Origin of the sequence: Pseudomonas sp. 22189, from assembly GCF_052045635.1 — a bacterium.
GTDB lineage: Bacteria > Pseudomonadota > Gammaproteobacteria > Pseudomonadales > Pseudomonadaceae > Aquipseudomonas > Aquipseudomonas parakoreensis.
Map to the genome: position 1 here is coordinate 235780 of NZ_JBQEPG010000001.1, position 14525 is coordinate 250304.

General features: G+C 61.4%; 16 protein-coding genes. 12 read left to right on the plus strand and 4 right to left on the minus strand.

The window, feature by feature from the left end; genetic code table 11:
• Positions 1-13: 13 nt before the first annotated feature.
• The 11 genes from ACTJKS_RS01200 to ACTJKS_RS01250 all read left to right on the plus strand — a co-directional run bounded on the left by ACTJKS_RS01200 (position 14) and on the right by ACTJKS_RS01250 (position 11781).
• Complete coding sequence (locus ACTJKS_RS01200; protein ID WP_108183479.1) at positions 14-574, plus strand: DUF1285 domain-containing protein; 561 nt, start codon at positions 14-16, stop codon at positions 572-574.
• 122 nt (positions 575-696) lie between these two features.
• Complete coding sequence (locus ACTJKS_RS01205) at positions 697-1413, plus strand: FadR/GntR family transcriptional regulator (RefSeq protein WP_041069214.1); 717 nt, start codon at positions 697-699, stop codon at positions 1411-1413.
• 46 nt (positions 1414-1459) lie between these two features.
• Complete coding sequence (locus ACTJKS_RS01210; RefSeq protein ID WP_108183478.1) at positions 1460-2335, plus strand: SMP-30/gluconolactonase/LRE family protein; 876 nt, start codon at positions 1460-1462, stop codon at positions 2333-2335.
• A 270-nt stretch (positions 2336-2605) separates the two neighbouring features.
• Positions 2606-3424, plus strand: coding sequence for an SDR family oxidoreductase (locus ACTJKS_RS01215; RefSeq protein ID WP_108183477.1), 819 nt, complete (start codon positions 2606-2608; stop codon positions 3422-3424).
• Between the two features lie 278 nt (positions 3425-3702).
• A complete protein-coding gene (locus tag ACTJKS_RS01220; RefSeq protein ID WP_047295641.1) occupies positions 3703-4707 on the plus strand; it encodes a substrate-binding domain-containing protein in 1005 nt (334 codons plus the stop codon).
• Positions 4708-4740: 33 nt separating this feature from the next.
• Entirely contained in the window at positions 4741-6285 is a 1545-nt protein-coding gene (gene araG, locus ACTJKS_RS01225; RefSeq protein ID WP_108183476.1) for an L-arabinose ABC transporter ATP-binding protein AraG, read from the plus strand.
• Between the two features lie 12 nt (positions 6286-6297).
• The gene (gene araH, locus ACTJKS_RS01230; protein ID WP_045122821.1) at positions 6298-7266 is read left to right on the plus strand and encodes an L-arabinose ABC transporter permease AraH; all 969 of its coding nucleotides are present in this window, start codon (positions 6298-6300) and stop codon (positions 7264-7266) included.
• A 195-nt stretch (positions 7267-7461) separates the two neighbouring features.
• The gene (locus ACTJKS_RS01235) at positions 7462-8175 is read left to right on the plus strand and encodes a GntR family transcriptional regulator (RefSeq protein ID WP_108183475.1); all 714 of its coding nucleotides are present in this window, start codon (positions 7462-7464) and stop codon (positions 8173-8175) included.
• The gene (locus ACTJKS_RS01240) at positions 8172-9170 is read left to right on the plus strand and encodes an ADP-ribosylglycohydrolase family protein (RefSeq protein ID WP_108183474.1); all 999 of its coding nucleotides are present in this window, start codon (positions 8172-8174) and stop codon (positions 9168-9170) included. Before ACTJKS_RS01235 ends, ACTJKS_RS01240 begins: the two co-directional genes overlap by 4 nt.
• A gap of 222 nt (positions 9171-9392) precedes the next feature.
• The gene (locus ACTJKS_RS01245; RefSeq protein ID WP_108183473.1) at positions 9393-10859 is read left to right on the plus strand and encodes a purine-cytosine permease family protein; all 1467 of its coding nucleotides are present in this window, start codon (positions 9393-9395) and stop codon (positions 10857-10859) included.
• A complete protein-coding gene (locus tag ACTJKS_RS01250) occupies positions 10852-11781 on the plus strand; it encodes a PfkB family carbohydrate kinase (RefSeq protein ID WP_108183472.1) in 930 nt (309 codons plus the stop codon). The genes ACTJKS_RS01245 and ACTJKS_RS01250 overlap by 8 nt, the downstream gene beginning before the upstream one ends.
• Before the next feature lie 124 nt (positions 11782-11905).
• On the opposite strand, the gene ACTJKS_RS01255 is transcribed toward ACTJKS_RS01250, so the two are convergent.
• The 4 genes from ACTJKS_RS01255 to ACTJKS_RS01270 all read right to left on the minus strand — a co-directional run bounded on the left by ACTJKS_RS01255 (position 11906) and on the right by ACTJKS_RS01270 (position 13823).
• Positions 11906-12286, minus strand: a complete 381-nt coding sequence (locus tag ACTJKS_RS01255; RefSeq protein WP_108183471.1) for a Rho termination factor N-terminal domain-containing protein — start codon at positions 12284-12286, stop codon at positions 11906-11908.
• Positions 12287-12428: 142 nt separating this feature from the next.
• The gene (locus tag ACTJKS_RS01260; RefSeq protein ID WP_108183470.1) at positions 12429-12683 is read right to left on the minus strand and encodes a hypothetical protein; all 255 of its coding nucleotides are present in this window, start codon (positions 12681-12683) and stop codon (positions 12429-12431) included.
• 44 nt (positions 12684-12727) lie between these two features.
• Positions 12728-13072: a hypothetical protein gene (locus ACTJKS_RS01265; RefSeq protein WP_108183469.1), complete on the minus strand. Its 345-nt coding sequence runs from the start codon at positions 13070-13072 to the stop codon at positions 12728-12730.
• 82 nt (positions 13073-13154) lie between these two features.
• Positions 13155-13823: an HD domain-containing protein gene (locus tag ACTJKS_RS01270; protein ID WP_262949134.1), complete on the minus strand. Its 669-nt coding sequence runs from the start codon at positions 13821-13823 to the stop codon at positions 13155-13157.
• Between the two features lie 222 nt (positions 13824-14045).
• On the opposite strand from ACTJKS_RS01270, the gene ACTJKS_RS01275 reads away from it, so the two are divergent.
• On the plus strand, positions 14046-14525 hold the full coding sequence (locus ACTJKS_RS01275) for a GNAT family N-acetyltransferase (RefSeq protein ID WP_007961964.1): 480 nt from the start codon (positions 14046-14048) through the stop codon (positions 14523-14525).

Genomic DNA, 14525 nt, shown 5'->3' on the forward strand with positions numbered 1-14525 from the left:
CAAGGAGTACGCCATGAGTGGCCCGCAAAAAGCCAATGACCTGTTGGGACAAATCCCCAAAACCAAAGGCCTGCCGCCGGTGCACTTGTGGAACCCGGACTTCTGCGGCGACATCGACATGCGCATCGCCCGTGACGGCACCTGGTATTACCTGGGCACGCCGATCGGGCGCAAGCCGATGGTCAAGCTGTTCTCCACCATCATCCGCCGCGACGGCGATGATTACTTCCTGATTACCCCGGTGGAAAAGGTCGGGATCAAAGTCGACGACGCGCCGTTTGTGGCGATTGCCGTGGAGGTTGAAGGCGAGGGTGAAGCGCAGTTGCTGCGTTTCACCACCAACGTCGAGGAGACCGCCGAGGCCGGGCCGGAACATCCTATCCGCGTCGAGATCGACCCAATGACTCAAGAGCCCGCGCCTTACGTGCACGTGCGCAGCAACCTCGAAGCGCTGATTCACCGCAATGTGTTTTACCAACTGGTGGAACTGGCGGTCAGTCGCGAAATCGACGGGCAGCGCTGGTTGGGCGTATGGAGTGGCGGCGAATTCTTCCGCATCGGCCTCGAGCCTTAAACAAAAATCCCTGTGGGAGCGAGCTCCCACATTGGTTTTGAGAATCACCTTAAAATCCCGATTGACTGCTAATCATATGATCATTAGCGTGAACACCCATCGCCAAGCGCTTTGAGGTTTTCATGTCCAGCAGCTTTCATGCATCAACGGTCGATTGGCTGGGCAGCTGGATTGCCGCTGGCCAGGTAAAGCCGGGGCAGACGATCAAGGTCGAGGCCGATCTGGGCGAGCAACTCGGCGTCAGCCGCACGGTGATTCGCGAAGCGATCAAGACCCTCGTCGCCAAAGGCATGCTTGAGGTCGGGCCGAAAGTCGGCACCCGCGTATTGCCAGTGCGGCGCTGGAACCTGTTTGATCCGCAAGTCGTCGGCTGGCTGTCACGCAATGGCTTGCCGGAAAACTTTGTCGATGACCTGCTCGATCTGCGTCGCACCATCGAACCGATGGCCGTGCGCTGGGCCTGCGAGCGCGCCAGCCTGGAGCAGATTCATGCGGTGCAATTGGCCTACAACGCGCTGGAACGGGCGGTCGACAGCGGCATCGATTACAACCGTGCCGACCAGGTGTTCCACGAGTGCATTCTGGCAGCCAGCCATAACCAGTTCATTGAGCAAATGGTCCCGGCCCTCGGCGCCCTGCTCGCCGTGTCGTTTGAAGTCTCCGCCGCTGACCCCGATGAACTGCGTCGCACCTTGCCAATCCACAAGGACATGGCCGACGCCATCGTCGCCCGCGATGCGGCGCGCGGGGTGTGGGCCTGCATGACCCTGATCGACAATGCCGATCTGGCAATCAAGCGCTTTTACCCGCAGGTGATGGCCGACAAAAAAGCCAGCTGACAACACAAATCCCTACCATAAAAACCACAAGAACCAAGGAGTTGCCATGAGCTGGACCGCCGTCACCCAACACCGCGCCAGACTCGGAGAAGGCCCGTTCTGGGACGCCCCCACCCAGGCGCTGTACTGGGTCGATATCGCCGGCCAGCAGGCGCTGCGGCTGATCGGCAACAACGTGCAGATCTGGCAGATGCCCGAGCACGTTTCGGCGTTTATCCCTTGCGCCAGCGGCGATGCGCTGGTAACCCTGAGCAGCGGCGTGTATCGACTGGACCTCGATTCCCCGGGCCTTGAGCCGCGCCTGACATTGTTCTGCATCGCCGACCCGCAACCGGGCAATCGGCCCAATGAAGCGCGCTGCGACGCCCAGGGGCGACTGTGGCTCGGCACCATGCAGAACAACATCGGCGACAACGGCGAAGACCTGCCGGTCGAGCGTCGGTCCGGTGGCCTGTTCCGCATTGATCCCGACCAGCGCGTCACGCCGTTGCTGCGTGGCCTGGGGATTCCCAACACCTTGCTGTGGAGCGACGACGGCACCACGCTGCTGTTCGGCGACAGCCTGGACGGGGCGCTCAATCGCTATTTCATTCACACCGATGGCAATCTCGGCAGTCCTGAGGTCTGGTATGCCACAAACGGGCAGGGTGATCCTGACGGTTCGGCAATGGACGCCGAAGGCTACGTGTGGAACGCCCGCTGGGATGGCAGTTGTCTGCTGCGCCTGAGCCCGGAAGGCAAGGTCGAGCGCAAAATCGATCTGCCCGTCAGCCGCCCGACCAGTTGCGTATTCGGTGGCGAAGACCTGAAAACCCTCTACATCACCAGCGCCCAGAGTCCGCACAACCATCCGCTGGATGGCGCAGTCCTGTCGATGCGGGTCGATGTACCGGGCAAGCTCTGCACACGGTTCGCAGGTTAAATCCCAAAATATGGGATGCAAAATTATATATTGAGATTATTCGTCGGTCGGGTTTATAGTCGGCTCCAGCAGTAACACGCACTCACACTTAAAAAGAACAAAACAGGTGAAGTGATGCAGCGAATCTCTATCGCACTCCCCAACGGAGTCAGCGTCTCGCAACGGCCCGGCGTCGCTCGCTGCGCCTGCCTGTTTCGTTTTCACAGTCTTCCAGACCGGACATCGTCAGATGCCCGGTTTTTTTGTGTCGACGAACAGGAGTCCTGATCCATGGCTGAACCTCTTTCCTTGCCGCCGGTGCCTGCGCCGCCGAAGGGTGAGCGTCTGAAAGACAAAGTGGTGCTGCTGACCGGCGCCGCTCAAGGCATCGGCGAAGCCATCGTCGCCACCTTCGCCTCACAGCAGGCCAGGCTGGTGATCAGCGACATTCAGGCAGAGAAGGTCGAGAAGGTTGCCGCCCAGTGGCGCGACAAGGGCTACGACGTTCAAGCGATCAAGGCCGACGTCTCGCGCCAGCAAGACCTGCACGCCATGGCCAGACTGGCGGTTGAGCGGCACGGGCGCATCGACGTGCTGGTCAACTGCGCCGGGGTCAACGTGTTCCGCGATCCGCTGCAAATGACCGAAGAAGACTGGCGTCGTTGCTTCGCCATCGATCTGGACGGCGCCTGGTACGGTTGCAAAGCCGTGCTGCCGCAGATGATCGAGCAGGGTGTCGGCAGCATCATCAACATCGCTTCGACCCATTCCTCCCACATCATTCCCGGTTGCTTCCCGTACCCGGTGGCCAAGCACGGCCTGCTCGGCCTGACCCGGGCGCTGGGTATCGAGTACGCGGCGAAGGGCGTTCGGGTCAACGCTATCGCGCCGGGCTACATCGAGACGCAACTCAACGTCGATTACTGGAACGGCTTTGCCGACCCGCACGCCGAGCGTCAGCGAGCATTCGATCTGCACCCGCCGAAACGTATCGGCCAGCCGATTGAAGTGGCGATGACCGCGGTGTTTCTGGCCAGTGATGAAGCGCCGTTCATCAATGCCTCGTGCATCACCATCGATGGTGGGCGCTCGGTGATGTACCACGACTGAATAGCTTGGGCTTCAGGCGGTGAACTCCGCTTGAAATCCAATCATCATACGATATGACTATTTTCAACAGGCTTTGCAGCAGTACGTGTCACGCCACCACACCTGTGGCGAGGGAGCTCGCTCCCGCTCGGCTGCGCAGCAGTCGTAAATTCGGGCTGTGCGGTGTGTTTGATTGACCGAGGTAACCGGTTTTAGGGCCGCTTCGCAGCCCAGCGGGAGCAAGCTCCCTCGCCACAAACTGTTTAATTTGCTCAAGAAAAATAACAAGGAGTCAGCTTATGAAACGTCGTTTCGGGATTCGTACCCTGTGCAGTGCCGCTCTGGCGGTCACCGCGTTCAGTCTGAGCAGTACGCTGCTCGCTGCCGACGCCGTGAAAATCGGTTTCCTGGTCAAGCAGGCTGAAGAGCCATGGTTCCAGACCGAATGGGCCTTCGCTGAAAAAGCCGCCAAGGACAAAGGCTTCGAACTGATCAAGATCGCCGTGCCGGATGGCGAGAAAACCCTCTCGGCCATCGACAGCCTTGCGGCCAACGGTGCCAAAGGCTTCGTGATCTGCCCGCCGGACGTCTCGCTCGGCCCGGCGATCATGGCCAAAGCCAAACTCAATGATCTGAAAGTGATCGCCGTGGACGACCGTTTTGTCGACGCCAGCGGCAAGTTTATGGAAGACGTGCCATACCTCGGCATGGCCGCGTTCGAAGTCGGCCAGAAGCAGGGCAACGCGATGGTTGCCGAAGCGAAGAAACGCAACTGGGACTGGAAAGACACCTACGCGGTGGTCAACACCTATAACGAACTCGACACCGGCAAGAAGCGCACCGACGGTTCGATGAAGGCGCTCGAAGACGCCGGCCTGCCGAAAGACCACATCCTGACCGCCGCGCTGAAAACCCTCGACGTGCCGGGCAGCATGGACGCCACCAACTCGGCGCTGGTCAAGCTGCCCAGCGCAGCGAAGAACCTGATCATCGGCGGCATGAACGACAACACCGTGCTCGGCGGCGTGCGCGCCACCGAAGCCGCCGGGTTCGCTGCGGCCAACGTGATTGGTATCGGCATCAATGGCACCGACGCCATCGGCGAGCTGAAAAAGCCCAACAGCGGTTTCTTCGGTTCGATGCTGCCAAGCCCGCACATCGAAGGCTACAAGACCGCCGAGATGATGTACGAGTGGGTCACCACCGGCAAAGAACCGCCGAAGTACACGGCGATGGATGACGTCACCCTGATCACCCGCGAGAACTTCAAGCAAGAGCTGGAAAAAATCGGCCTGTGGAACTGATGGCTGCTCGATCGGTGTGAAGAGGTGACTCAGATGCACGCGCAAGTACACACACATGTAAACAGCAGCGGCGGCAGCCTGCGCTTCAACGGGATCGGCAAGACCTTCCCCGGGGTCAAGGCGTTGGACGCGATCAGCTTCGTCGCCCATCCGGGGCAGGTGCACGCCTTGATGGGCGAGAACGGCGCCGGCAAATCGACCCTGCTGAAAATCCTCGGCGGCGCCTACATCCCGAGCAGCGGCGAGTTGCAGATCGGCGAGCAGACCATGGCGTTCAAGTCGACCGCCGACAGCATCGGCAGCGGCGTCGCGGTGATTCACCAGGAGCTGCATCTGGTGCCGGAAATGAGCGTGGCCGAGAACCTGTTTCTCGGTCATCTGCCGGCCAGTTTCGGCCTGATCAATCGTGGCGTCCTGCGCCAGAATGCCTTGGCCTGCCTCAAGGGCCTGGCCGATGAAATCGATCCGCAGACCAAGGTCGGGCGCCTGTCGCTCGGCCAGCGGCAACTGGTGGAAATCGCCAAGGCACTGTCCCGTGGCGCGCATGTGATCGCCTTCGATGAGCCGACCAGCAGCCTCTCGGCGCGCGAAATCGACCGTTTGATGGCGATCATCAGCCGCCTGCGCGATGAGGGCAAAGTGGTGCTCTACGTCTCGCATCGCATGGAAGAGGTGTTCCGCATTTGCGACGCGGTGACGGTGTTCAAGGATGGCCGTTACGTGCGCACCTTCGATGACATGAGCCAGTTGACCCACGATCAACTGGTGACCTGCATGGTCGGGCGCGACATTCAGGACATCTACGATTACCGCAGCCGTCCACGCGGCGCGGTGGCGTTGAAGGTCGACGGTTTGCTCGGCCCGGGCCTGCGCGAACCGGTGAGTTTCGAGGCGCACAAGGGCGAGATTCTCGGCCTGTTTGGCCTGGTCGGAGCCGGGCGCACGGAATTGTTCCGGCTGCTCAGCGGGCTTGAGCGCAACACCGCCGGACGCCTGGAATTACGCGGGCATGAACTGAAATTGCGCTCACCGCGTGACGCGATTGCCGCCGGGATCCTGCTGTGCCCCGAGGACCGAAAAAAAGAGGGGATCATCCCGCTGGCCAGCGTTGCCGAGAACATCAACATCAGCGCGCGCGGCGCCAATGCCAGCCTCGGCTGCCTGCTACGCGGGCTGTGGGAGAAGGGCAACGCCGACAAGCAGATCAAGGCGCTGAAAGTCAAAACCCCGCACGCCGGTCAGCAGATCAAATTCCTGTCCGGCGGCAATCAGCAGAAGGCGATTCTCGGTCGCTGGCTGTCGATGCCGATGAAGGTCTTGCTGCTCGACGAGCCGACTCGCGGCATCGACATCGGGGCCAAGGCCGAGATCTACCAGATCATCCATAACCTGGCCGCCGACGGTATTTCGGTGATCGTGGTGTCCAGCGACCTCATGGAGGTGATGGGCATTTCCGATCGCATTCTGGTGCTCTGCGAAGGCGCGCTGCGCGGCGAAGTCAGCCGCGACCAGGCCAATGAATCCAACCTGCTGCAACTGGCTTTGCCGCGCCATCGCGCTGACGGCGTGGCGAACTGAGAGGTGACTATGATGACCATCCAAAACAAGGCGCTGCCGACTCCCCGCAAACCGTTGGACCTGCGGCGCTTCCTCGACGACTGGGTCATGCTGCTGGCGGCCATCGGCATCTTCCTCGCCTGCACGCTGCTGATCGACAACTTCCTTTCGCCACTGAACATGCGCGGGCTGGGCCTGGCGATTTCCACCACCGGCATCGCCGCGTGCACCATGCTGTATTGCCTGGCGTCGGGGCACTTCGACTTGTCGGTAGGCTCGGTGATCGCTTGCGCCGGCGTGGTGGCGGCGGTGGTGATGCGCGACACCAACAGCGTGTTCCTCGGCGTCAGCGCGGCGCTGGTAATGGGCCTGATTGTCGGGCTGATCAACGGCATCGTGATTGCCAAGTTGCGGGTCAATGCGCTGATCACCACGCTGGCGACGATGCAGATCGTCCGCGGCCTGGCCTACATTTTTGCCAACGGCAAAGCGGTGGGCGTGTCGCAGGAATCGTTCTTCGTCTTCGGCAACGGCCAGTTGTTCGGCGTGCCGGTACCGATCCTGATCACCATCGTCTGCTTCCTGTTCTTCGGCTGGCTGCTGAACTACACCACCTACGGGCGCAACACCATGGCCATCGGCGGCAACCAGGAAGCGGCGTTGCTCGCCGGGGTCAACGTTGACCGGACCAAGATCATCATTTTTGCCGTACACGGCGTGATCGGCGCACTGGCCGGGGTGATTCTGGCATCGCGCATGACCTCCGGGCAGCCAATGATTGGCCAGGGTTTCGAGCTGACCGTAATTTCGGCGTGTGTGCTCGGCGGCGTGTCGTTGAGCGGCGGGATCGGCATGATCCGGCATGTGATTGCCGGGGTACTGATTCTGGCGATCATCGAAAATGCGATGAACCTGAAGAACATCGACACGTTTTATCAGTATGTGATTCGCGGTTCGATTCTGTTGCTGGCCGTGGTCATCGACCGCCTCAAACAACGCTGATTCCCGCTCAGCACGCGAACCTGTGGGAGCTGGCTTGCCAGCGATTTCGGTTGATCATTCAACATTAACTTTGAATGTTCCGCCGCCATCGCTGGCAAGCCAGCTCCCACAGGTGGTTGCGCCGCGCCAGACCTTCCGTCATCTCTGCTAAAAATTCCTTGCCCGCCCGCGCCCGTTTCGGGTATCACTTTGTACATGATTAGACAGGTACGATTTGACAAGAAACAACGGGTGGTCGACGAACTCGTCCGGCGCATCGAAAGCGGCCTCATGGAGGACGGCTTTCTATTGCCCGGCGAGCATCAGTTGGCTCAGGAATTCAACGTCAGCCGTGGCACGTTGCGCGAGGCGCTGGCCGAACTGAAGCGGCGCAATTACATCGCCACGCAAAGCGGGGTCGGCTCCATTGTCACGTTCGACGGTGTAGCGCTCGATCAGCGCAGCGGCTGGGCACAGGCGCTGGCCGACAGCGGGGCGCTGATCAACACTGAAGTGCTGCGCCTGGAAGCTGTGACCCGGCCCGATCTGCTCTCGCGGTTCGGCACCGACCAATTCATCACCCTCGACCGCCGTCGCCGCTCCAACGACGGCACCCTGGTGTCCCTCGAACGCTCTTTGATGCCGGCCACCGGCGGCCTGGAAAGCCTGCCGCGCGTCGGTCTGATCGACAACTCGTTGACCATTACCCTCGCGGCCTACGGCTACATCGGCGAACGCGGCGATCAATGGATCGGCGCCGAACCGCTGAATGCCGAGGACGCCGAACTGCTCGGGCGCCCGACTGGGACCGTGTTCCTCAAGGCCCTGCGCACCACCTACGACCGACAGAACCGTTTCATGGAACAGGTCGAAAGCCTGCTCGACCCGGTGCATTTCCGCCTGCACCTGCAATTTGGAGAATCGAAATGACCGCGCTCAACCGTGCCCTCGGTGCGTTTTATGGCCTGGCCCTCGGTGATGCGCTGGGCATGCCGACGCAATCGTTGAACCGCGAAACGATCAAGACCCGCTTCGGCCGGATCACCGATCTGCAGGATGCCGGTCCTCTGCAACCGATTGCCGCGAACATGCCCAAGGGCTCGATCACCGACGACACCGAACAGGCGATTCTGGTCGGCGAGTTGCTGGTCGAAGGCAGGGGCCGCATCGAACCGGCAGTCCTCGCCCAACGGCTGATCGAATGGGAAGCCGAGATGCAGGCCAAGGGGTCGCAGGACCTGCTCGGCCCGTCGACCAAACGCGCCATTGAAATGATCCTCGCCGGGCATTCGCCGGAGGAGGCCGGGCGTTACGGCACTACCAATGGTGCGGCGATGCGCATCACTCCGGTGGGCATTGCGGCAGACGTCGCTGATCCCGAGCGTTTCATCGCAGCCGTGGTGCAGGCCTGTCAGGTCACCCACAACACCACGTTGGGGATTTCCAGCGCGGCGGCGGTGGCGGCGGTGGTCTCGGCCGGGATCAACGGCATGGATCTGGGCCAGGCATTGAACCTCGGCCAGCAGATTGCGCAACAGGCCGAGGCACATGGGCACTGGGTCGCCGGCGGGCGCATCGCTTCGCGCATCAGTTGGGCGCGCAGCATCAGCGTCGATAGCGACAAGGCGCTGCTGGCGGATCTGCTGTACGACGTGATTGGCACGTCAGTGGCATCGCAGGAATCGGTGGTGGTCTCGTTTGCCCTGGCGCAGCAAGTAGCGGTCGGCGAGATGAGCGCGTTCGAAGCGTTGTGCATGGCCGCCAGCCTTGGCGGCGACACTGACACCATCGCGGCGATTCTCGGCGCCATGCTCGGGGCCTGCCTGGGTCTTGAGAGTTGGCCTGCCGAGATGATCAAAACGGTGAAGGCTGTCAATCATCTGGAGCTTGAGCCGTTGGTGCAAGGTCTGTTGGCCTTGCGTTGATTCAATTGACGCCTTCGCTGGCAAGCCAGCTCCCACAGGGATCGTGCATATCTTAAGGTTCACTTTGAACCTGTGGGAGCGGGCTTGCCCGCGATAGGCGCGACGCATTTATGAATTATTCACCCGCAATGGATCGCACAGACAGGCCCGGGAAGGCCACAGATGTCTTGTCGTTTTGCGTCATTGCCACAACCACAATAAAGGCAAACAGGAGCACTGTTCATGAGTTCATCAAACGTCGGGCCAAGCGCCGGGCAACTGGAAACCCGGGGGATCGAGCCGGTGCCGGAAGCCGAGTGCAACGGCCATCCGCTGCAACTGTTCTGGGTCTGGTTCGCCGCCAACATTTCCATTCTCGGACTGCCGCTCGGCGCTACGCTGGTGGCGTTTCGCGGGCTGGCAATCTGGCAGGCGATCATTGTCGCGATTGTCGGCGCAGCCGGTTCGTTTGCGGTGGTGGGAATCATCTCGATTGCCGGTCGCCGCGGTCGCGCGCCGAGCCTGACCCTGTCGCGGGCGATCTTCGGCGTGCGCGGTAACATCGGCCCGACTCTGGTCTCGCTGATGTCGCGTCTGGGCTGGGAAACCGTCAACACCACCACCGCCGCATTCGTGCTGCTGTCGCTGTGCTCGATCCTGTTCGGCTCACCGGTTGAAGCGAAAAGCGCGCCCGTGCTGACCCTACTCTTCATCGCGATTTTCGTGTTGCTGACCCTGTCGGTTTCCGGCCTCGGTCACGCGACGTTGCTGGTGATCCAGAAGTGGGCGACCTACGTGTTCGGCGCGCTGAACATTCTGGTCGGCGGCTTCCTCTGCGCGACCATCGACTGGAGCGCGGTGTTCAACGCCACGCCAGCGCCGCTGAGCGCGATGATCATCGGCATCGGCACCATGGCCGCCGGCACCGGGATCGGCTGGGCTAACGCCGGTGCGGACATGTCGCGCTATCAGCACCGCAGCGTCAAGGCTGTCCGGCTGGTGGCGTCGGCGGCGTTCGGTGCGGGGATTCCGCTGGTGCTGCTGATCACCCTCGGCGGCCTGCTGTCGGTGGGCAACAACGATCTGGCATCGGCGACTGACCCGATCGTGGCCATCCGCGACATGCTGCCGACGTGGATGGCCGTACCGTACCTGATCACTGCATTCGGCGGCCTGCTGCTGTCGAACAACCTTTCGGTGTACTCCGCCGGTTTGACCACGCTGACCCTCGGTCTGAAGGTCAAACGCGTGTACGCAGTGGTGGTCGACATCGTGGCGATCTTCGCCGGCTCGATCTACTTCATGCTGATTGCCGACAGCTTCTACGGCCCGTTCATCACCTTCATTTCCCTGTTGGCGGTGCCGATCACTGCTTGGGTCGGGATCTTCGTCGTCGACCTGATTCACCGTCATTACTACAGCCCCAGAGACCTGCTAGATGTCAGCCCGAGCAGCGCCTATTGGTATCGCGGCGGCATCGAGTGGCGTGCGTTCGGCGCCTGGGCGATTGCCATCGTGCTCGGCTTCAGTTTCACCACCATCGGCACCACCGCCGAGAACGTCTGGTTCAAAGGCTTCCTGTCTGACTCGTGGCTGGGCCACAACGGTCTGGGCTGGATCGTGACCTTCGTGGTGGCCGGTGGCATTTACCTGATTCTCGGCGGGGCAAAAGATCGCCGCGCCGCGCAAGTCGAGAATGCTCATGCCTAAGATGTTGCACACCGGCCAGGTCATCATCGACCTGGTCATGGCGGTGGATCAGTTGCCGCAAATCGGCGGCGATGTGCTGGCGCAGTCTGCGGCGTTCGAGGCCGGCGGCGGTTTCAACGTGATGGCCGCTGCCGTGCGCAATGGTTTGCCGGTGGTTTATCTCGGTCGCCACGGCAGTGGGCGTTTCGGCGATCTGGCGCGTCAGGCGATGAAGGATGAAGGCATTCATATCGGCATCCCGACGCCTGCGCAACGCGACACCGGAATTTGCGTGGCGCTGACCGATGCGTCGGCCGAGCGCAGTTTCATTTCCTACATCGGCGCTGAAGGTGAGGTGACCGAGGAGGATTTGAACAGTGTGGCCGCCGAAGCGGGCGATTACGTGTATGTGAGCGGCTACAGCCTGCTGCATGCAGGCAAGGCGCAAGCTTTGCTGGACTGGACGCTGGCGCTGCCGGACGCGATCAACGTGGTGTTCGATCCGGGGCCGTTGGTGGAATCGCCGGACTCGGCGTTGATGCAGGCGCTGCTGCCGCGCATTGATGTGTGGACCAGCAACAGCGTCGAGGCGTTGAGGTTCACCGGAGCTGCGGACATTGGCGCGGCACTGGACCGACTCGCCGAACACTTACCGCAAGACGTGCTGTTGGTGGTACGCGACGGGCCGCAGGGTTGCTGGATTCAGCAGGCCGGTGAACGTCGGCATGTGCCGGGGTTGGCCGTGAAAGCGGTCGACAGCAACGGTGCGGGGGATGCGCATGCCGGGGTGTTTGTCGCCGGGTTGGCGCAGGGCTTGGATGCGCATGAGGCGGCGCGGCGGGCGAATGCGGCAGCGGCTTTGGCAGTCACGCGATGGGGGCCGGCTACAGCGCCGGGGGCGGCTGAAGTGGATGGGTTTATCCGCGAGTCCTGCGGCGACTGAACAGACGCTTTCGCTGGCAAGCCAGCTCCCACAGGTTTACAGGGTGAAACGCAAATTTGTGTACCCCGGAGTCACTGTGGGAGCTGGCTTGCCAGCGATAAGGCCATCAGCCTCACAACAAATATCAGCCGGCTTTGCGCAACGCCGCAATCAACTCGTCCTTGCGCATCGAAGAGCGCCCGGCGATATCCTTCGCCCGCGCCTCTTTCCTCAGACTGTCGACAGTCTGCGTCTCGCGCGACGCCTTGCTGTCGCGCGCATGTCCCTCGCGACTGGCCACCGCTCGCCGCGATGATTCTTTGCGATCTTCGGACTTGGCACTCGCCGGTTTCCTGCGTCCGGGGCCGCCAGCCTTTTCGCCACCGCCCGACTGTTTGTTGACCGTCGCCCAGGCCCGCGCCTCGGCTGCATCCTTCGACAAGCCTTTTTTCTCATAGCCGTCTTCGATGTGTTCGGCCTTGCGCTTCTGTTCGGCGGTGTATTTGTCTTTGCTTCCACGAGGCATGGGATTTCTCCTTGCACCAGTAGATGGGTTTCATGTGTAGGAGCTGCCGAAGGCTGCGATCTTTTGATTTTAAAAAGCAAGATCAAAAGATCGCCGCCAGCAGCAGCTCTTGAAAGATCATGTGTTCACACAACCACCGCTTCTAGACATCCAGCTTTCTCGCCGCTTCAACGCCCGCGGCACTGAGCTTGATCGGCAGATTCAACGAGTGTTCGCCGGCCTCATTGCAGGTCACATGACCATGGTGAATCAGTCCGCGATCCTGCAGGGTGGCGAGGGCGCTGGCCACGACTTTCTCACCGCGATAGTTGTCCAGCACCTCTTTGCCCAATCCACTCGGATGGGCGTGCAGCAGGCGGGTAAGGACTTCTTTTTCCAGGTTTTTATCGACGTTCATGGTTACCTCTTCATGGATGTGAATAGGACGCTCGCGTCGGCGAACTACTGACCGCTGCCTTCGGAACCCGAGCCACCGGTGGTGGTTTTCGAGCCGATGCCGGGGCCGGCGTTATCGGGTGTTGCGGGGGCGTCGGGGGTGTTCATGCCACCCTGGCGGCCGGGGTCACTGCCTTGTGTGCGTGGGTCGGTGCCAGTGGCAGGTGGCTGGTTGATCAACGGAACCCCGGAGCCATCGGTGTTCATGCCTGGGGCACTGTTAATGGCCGGGGCGCGCGGTGAAGGAACCGGATCGGTAGGACCGGTGCCCGCTGCAGTGGTAGAAGCGGCGAAAACCGCAGGGCTCAGCAGGGCGGCGAAAACGAGGGCAGTCAACCTTGACGGGATCATAGGGCTTCTCCAGTGATTGGAATCCTTACCTGTGTTTGGTCTGCCCCTGAATCGGATTGGTGCCTGATGATCGACGAACGGTCTATTGGCGAAGTGCGGCATCAATGCCGATCTCTTCCTTGAACTGCTCCATGAAACCCTTCAGACGCTGATGGCGGATCTGCGCCAGACGCTGACCAGCGCCAGTCTGGAAACCGTCGGCCAGGTGCAGCAGCTTGGTCTGAAAGTGGTCGAGGCAGAAGCGTGTGTCGTCGTAGTCGCGCTCCTTGGCTTCAGGGTCCAGCGGGTCATACAACGCACTGCCCACGCGCCCGGCGACGTAGAAGGTGCGGGCAACGCCGAGCATGCCCAGCGAGTCGAGCCGATCGGCGTCCTGGACCAGTTTCGCTTCGAGGGTCAGCGGGGTGATGTTGGCGGAAAAACTGTGGGCTTCGATGGCGTGGCTGACGGCGGCGATTTTGCTTTCGGGCCAATCCAGATCGGCCAACACGTTGGCGGCTTTGTCAGCGGCAAGGCGCGAGGCCTGCGAGCGCAGCGGCGAGTTCTTTTCGACAGCTACGCAGTCGTGCAGCAGCACGGCGGCGAGCAATACTTCGAAGTCGCCGCCTTCCTCGGCCTGCAAGGTGCGCACGGTGTGCCAGACCCGTTGCAAGTGAGCGAGGTCGTGGGCACCGTCGTCGGAGGTCTCCAGAGCGTGGGGCAGCAACTCGGCGGCGAGTGAGGTGAGCGGCGCAAAAGCAGTGGCGTTCATGAACATCCTTGCAGACTTACCTGAATTTTGAAGCCCATGATACTTCTGTGGTGAGGGGATTTATCCCCGATGGAGTGCGAAGCACTCCCCTTTTTCAAGGCTGCTGCGCACCCCATCGGGGATAAATCCCCTCACCACAAGGTTCTCTACCAGGTATGGAATGTGACGAGCGCCGCCCACGGCTTTAGTATGGCGCTTTCCCTTTTCCGACAAGGCCCGTTCATGACGATCGAAATCCGCCCGGCGACCCCCAGCGATGCGCCGCAAATCCTCGCCTTCATCACCGAACTGGCAGATTTCGAAAAGGCCCGCCACGAAGTGATCGCCAGCGTCACCGATATCGAGCGCAGCCTGTTCAGTGAAGGCGCCACGGCCCATGGTCTGATCTGCCTGCGTGACGGTGTGCCGATCGGTTTTGCGGTGTTCTTCTTCAGCTATTCGACGTGGCTCGGCAGCAATTGCCTGTACCTCGAAGACCTCTACATCACCCCCGAACAGCGCGGCGGCGGTGCCGGTAAAACCCTGCTGCGGCATCTGGCGAAAATCGCCTGCGACAACGACTGCGGCCGCTTCGAATGGAGTGTGCTGGACTGGAACACCCCGGCCATCGAATTCTACAAATCCCTTGGTGCGCAGCCGCAGGAAGAGTGGGTGCGCTATCGCATGGATGGCAAGGTGTTGCGTGAGTTTGCCGAGGGATGA

What these genes read in the sequence shown, in the direction of transcription:
- ACTJKS_RS01200 (WP_108183479.1), top strand. Translation starts at nt 14, where the DNA reads ATGAGTGGCCCGCAAAAAGCCAATGACCTGTTGGGACAAATCCCCAAA.
- ACTJKS_RS01205 (WP_041069214.1), top strand. Translation starts at nt 697, where the DNA reads ATGTCCAGCAGCTTTCATGCATCAACGGTCGATTGGCTGGGCAGCTGG.
- ACTJKS_RS01210 (WP_108183478.1), top strand. Translation starts at nt 1,460, where the DNA reads ATGAGCTGGACCGCCGTCACCCAACACCGCGCCAGACTCGGAGAAGGC.
- ACTJKS_RS01215 (WP_108183477.1), top strand. Translation starts at nt 2,606, where the DNA reads ATGGCTGAACCTCTTTCCTTGCCGCCGGTGCCTGCGCCGCCGAAGGGT.
- ACTJKS_RS01220 (WP_047295641.1), top strand. Translation starts at nt 3,703, where the DNA reads ATGAAACGTCGTTTCGGGATTCGTACCCTGTGCAGTGCCGCTCTGGCG.
- araG (WP_108183476.1), top strand. Translation starts at nt 4,741, where the DNA reads ATGCACGCGCAAGTACACACACATGTAAACAGCAGCGGCGGCAGCCTG.
- araH (WP_045122821.1), top strand. Translation starts at nt 6,298, where the DNA reads ATGACCATCCAAAACAAGGCGCTGCCGACTCCCCGCAAACCGTTGGAC.
- ACTJKS_RS01235 (WP_108183475.1), top strand. Translation starts at nt 7,462, where the DNA reads ATGATTAGACAGGTACGATTTGACAAGAAACAACGGGTGGTCGACGAA.
- ACTJKS_RS01240 (WP_108183474.1), top strand. Translation starts at nt 8,172, where the DNA reads ATGACCGCGCTCAACCGTGCCCTCGGTGCGTTTTATGGCCTGGCCCTC.
- ACTJKS_RS01245 (WP_108183473.1), top strand. Translation starts at nt 9,393, where the DNA reads ATGAGTTCATCAAACGTCGGGCCAAGCGCCGGGCAACTGGAAACCCGG.
- ACTJKS_RS01250 (WP_108183472.1), top strand. Translation starts at nt 10,852, where the DNA reads ATGCCTAAGATGTTGCACACCGGCCAGGTCATCATCGACCTGGTCATG.
- ACTJKS_RS01255 (WP_108183471.1), bottom strand. Translation starts at nt 12,286, where the DNA reads ATGCCTCGTGGAAGCAAAGACAAATACACCGCCGAACAGAAGCGCAAG.
- ACTJKS_RS01260 (WP_108183470.1), bottom strand. Translation starts at nt 12,683, where the DNA reads ATGAACGTCGATAAAAACCTGGAAAAAGAAGTCCTTACCCGCCTGCTG.
- ACTJKS_RS01265 (WP_108183469.1), bottom strand. Translation starts at nt 13,072, where the DNA reads ATGATCCCGTCAAGGTTGACTGCCCTCGTTTTCGCCGCCCTGCTGAGC.
- ACTJKS_RS01270 (WP_262949134.1), bottom strand. Translation starts at nt 13,823, where the DNA reads ATGAACGCCACTGCTTTTGCGCCGCTCACCTCACTCGCCGCCGAGTTG.
- ACTJKS_RS01275 (WP_007961964.1), top strand. Translation starts at nt 14,046, where the DNA reads ATGACGATCGAAATCCGCCCGGCGACCCCCAGCGATGCGCCGCAAATC.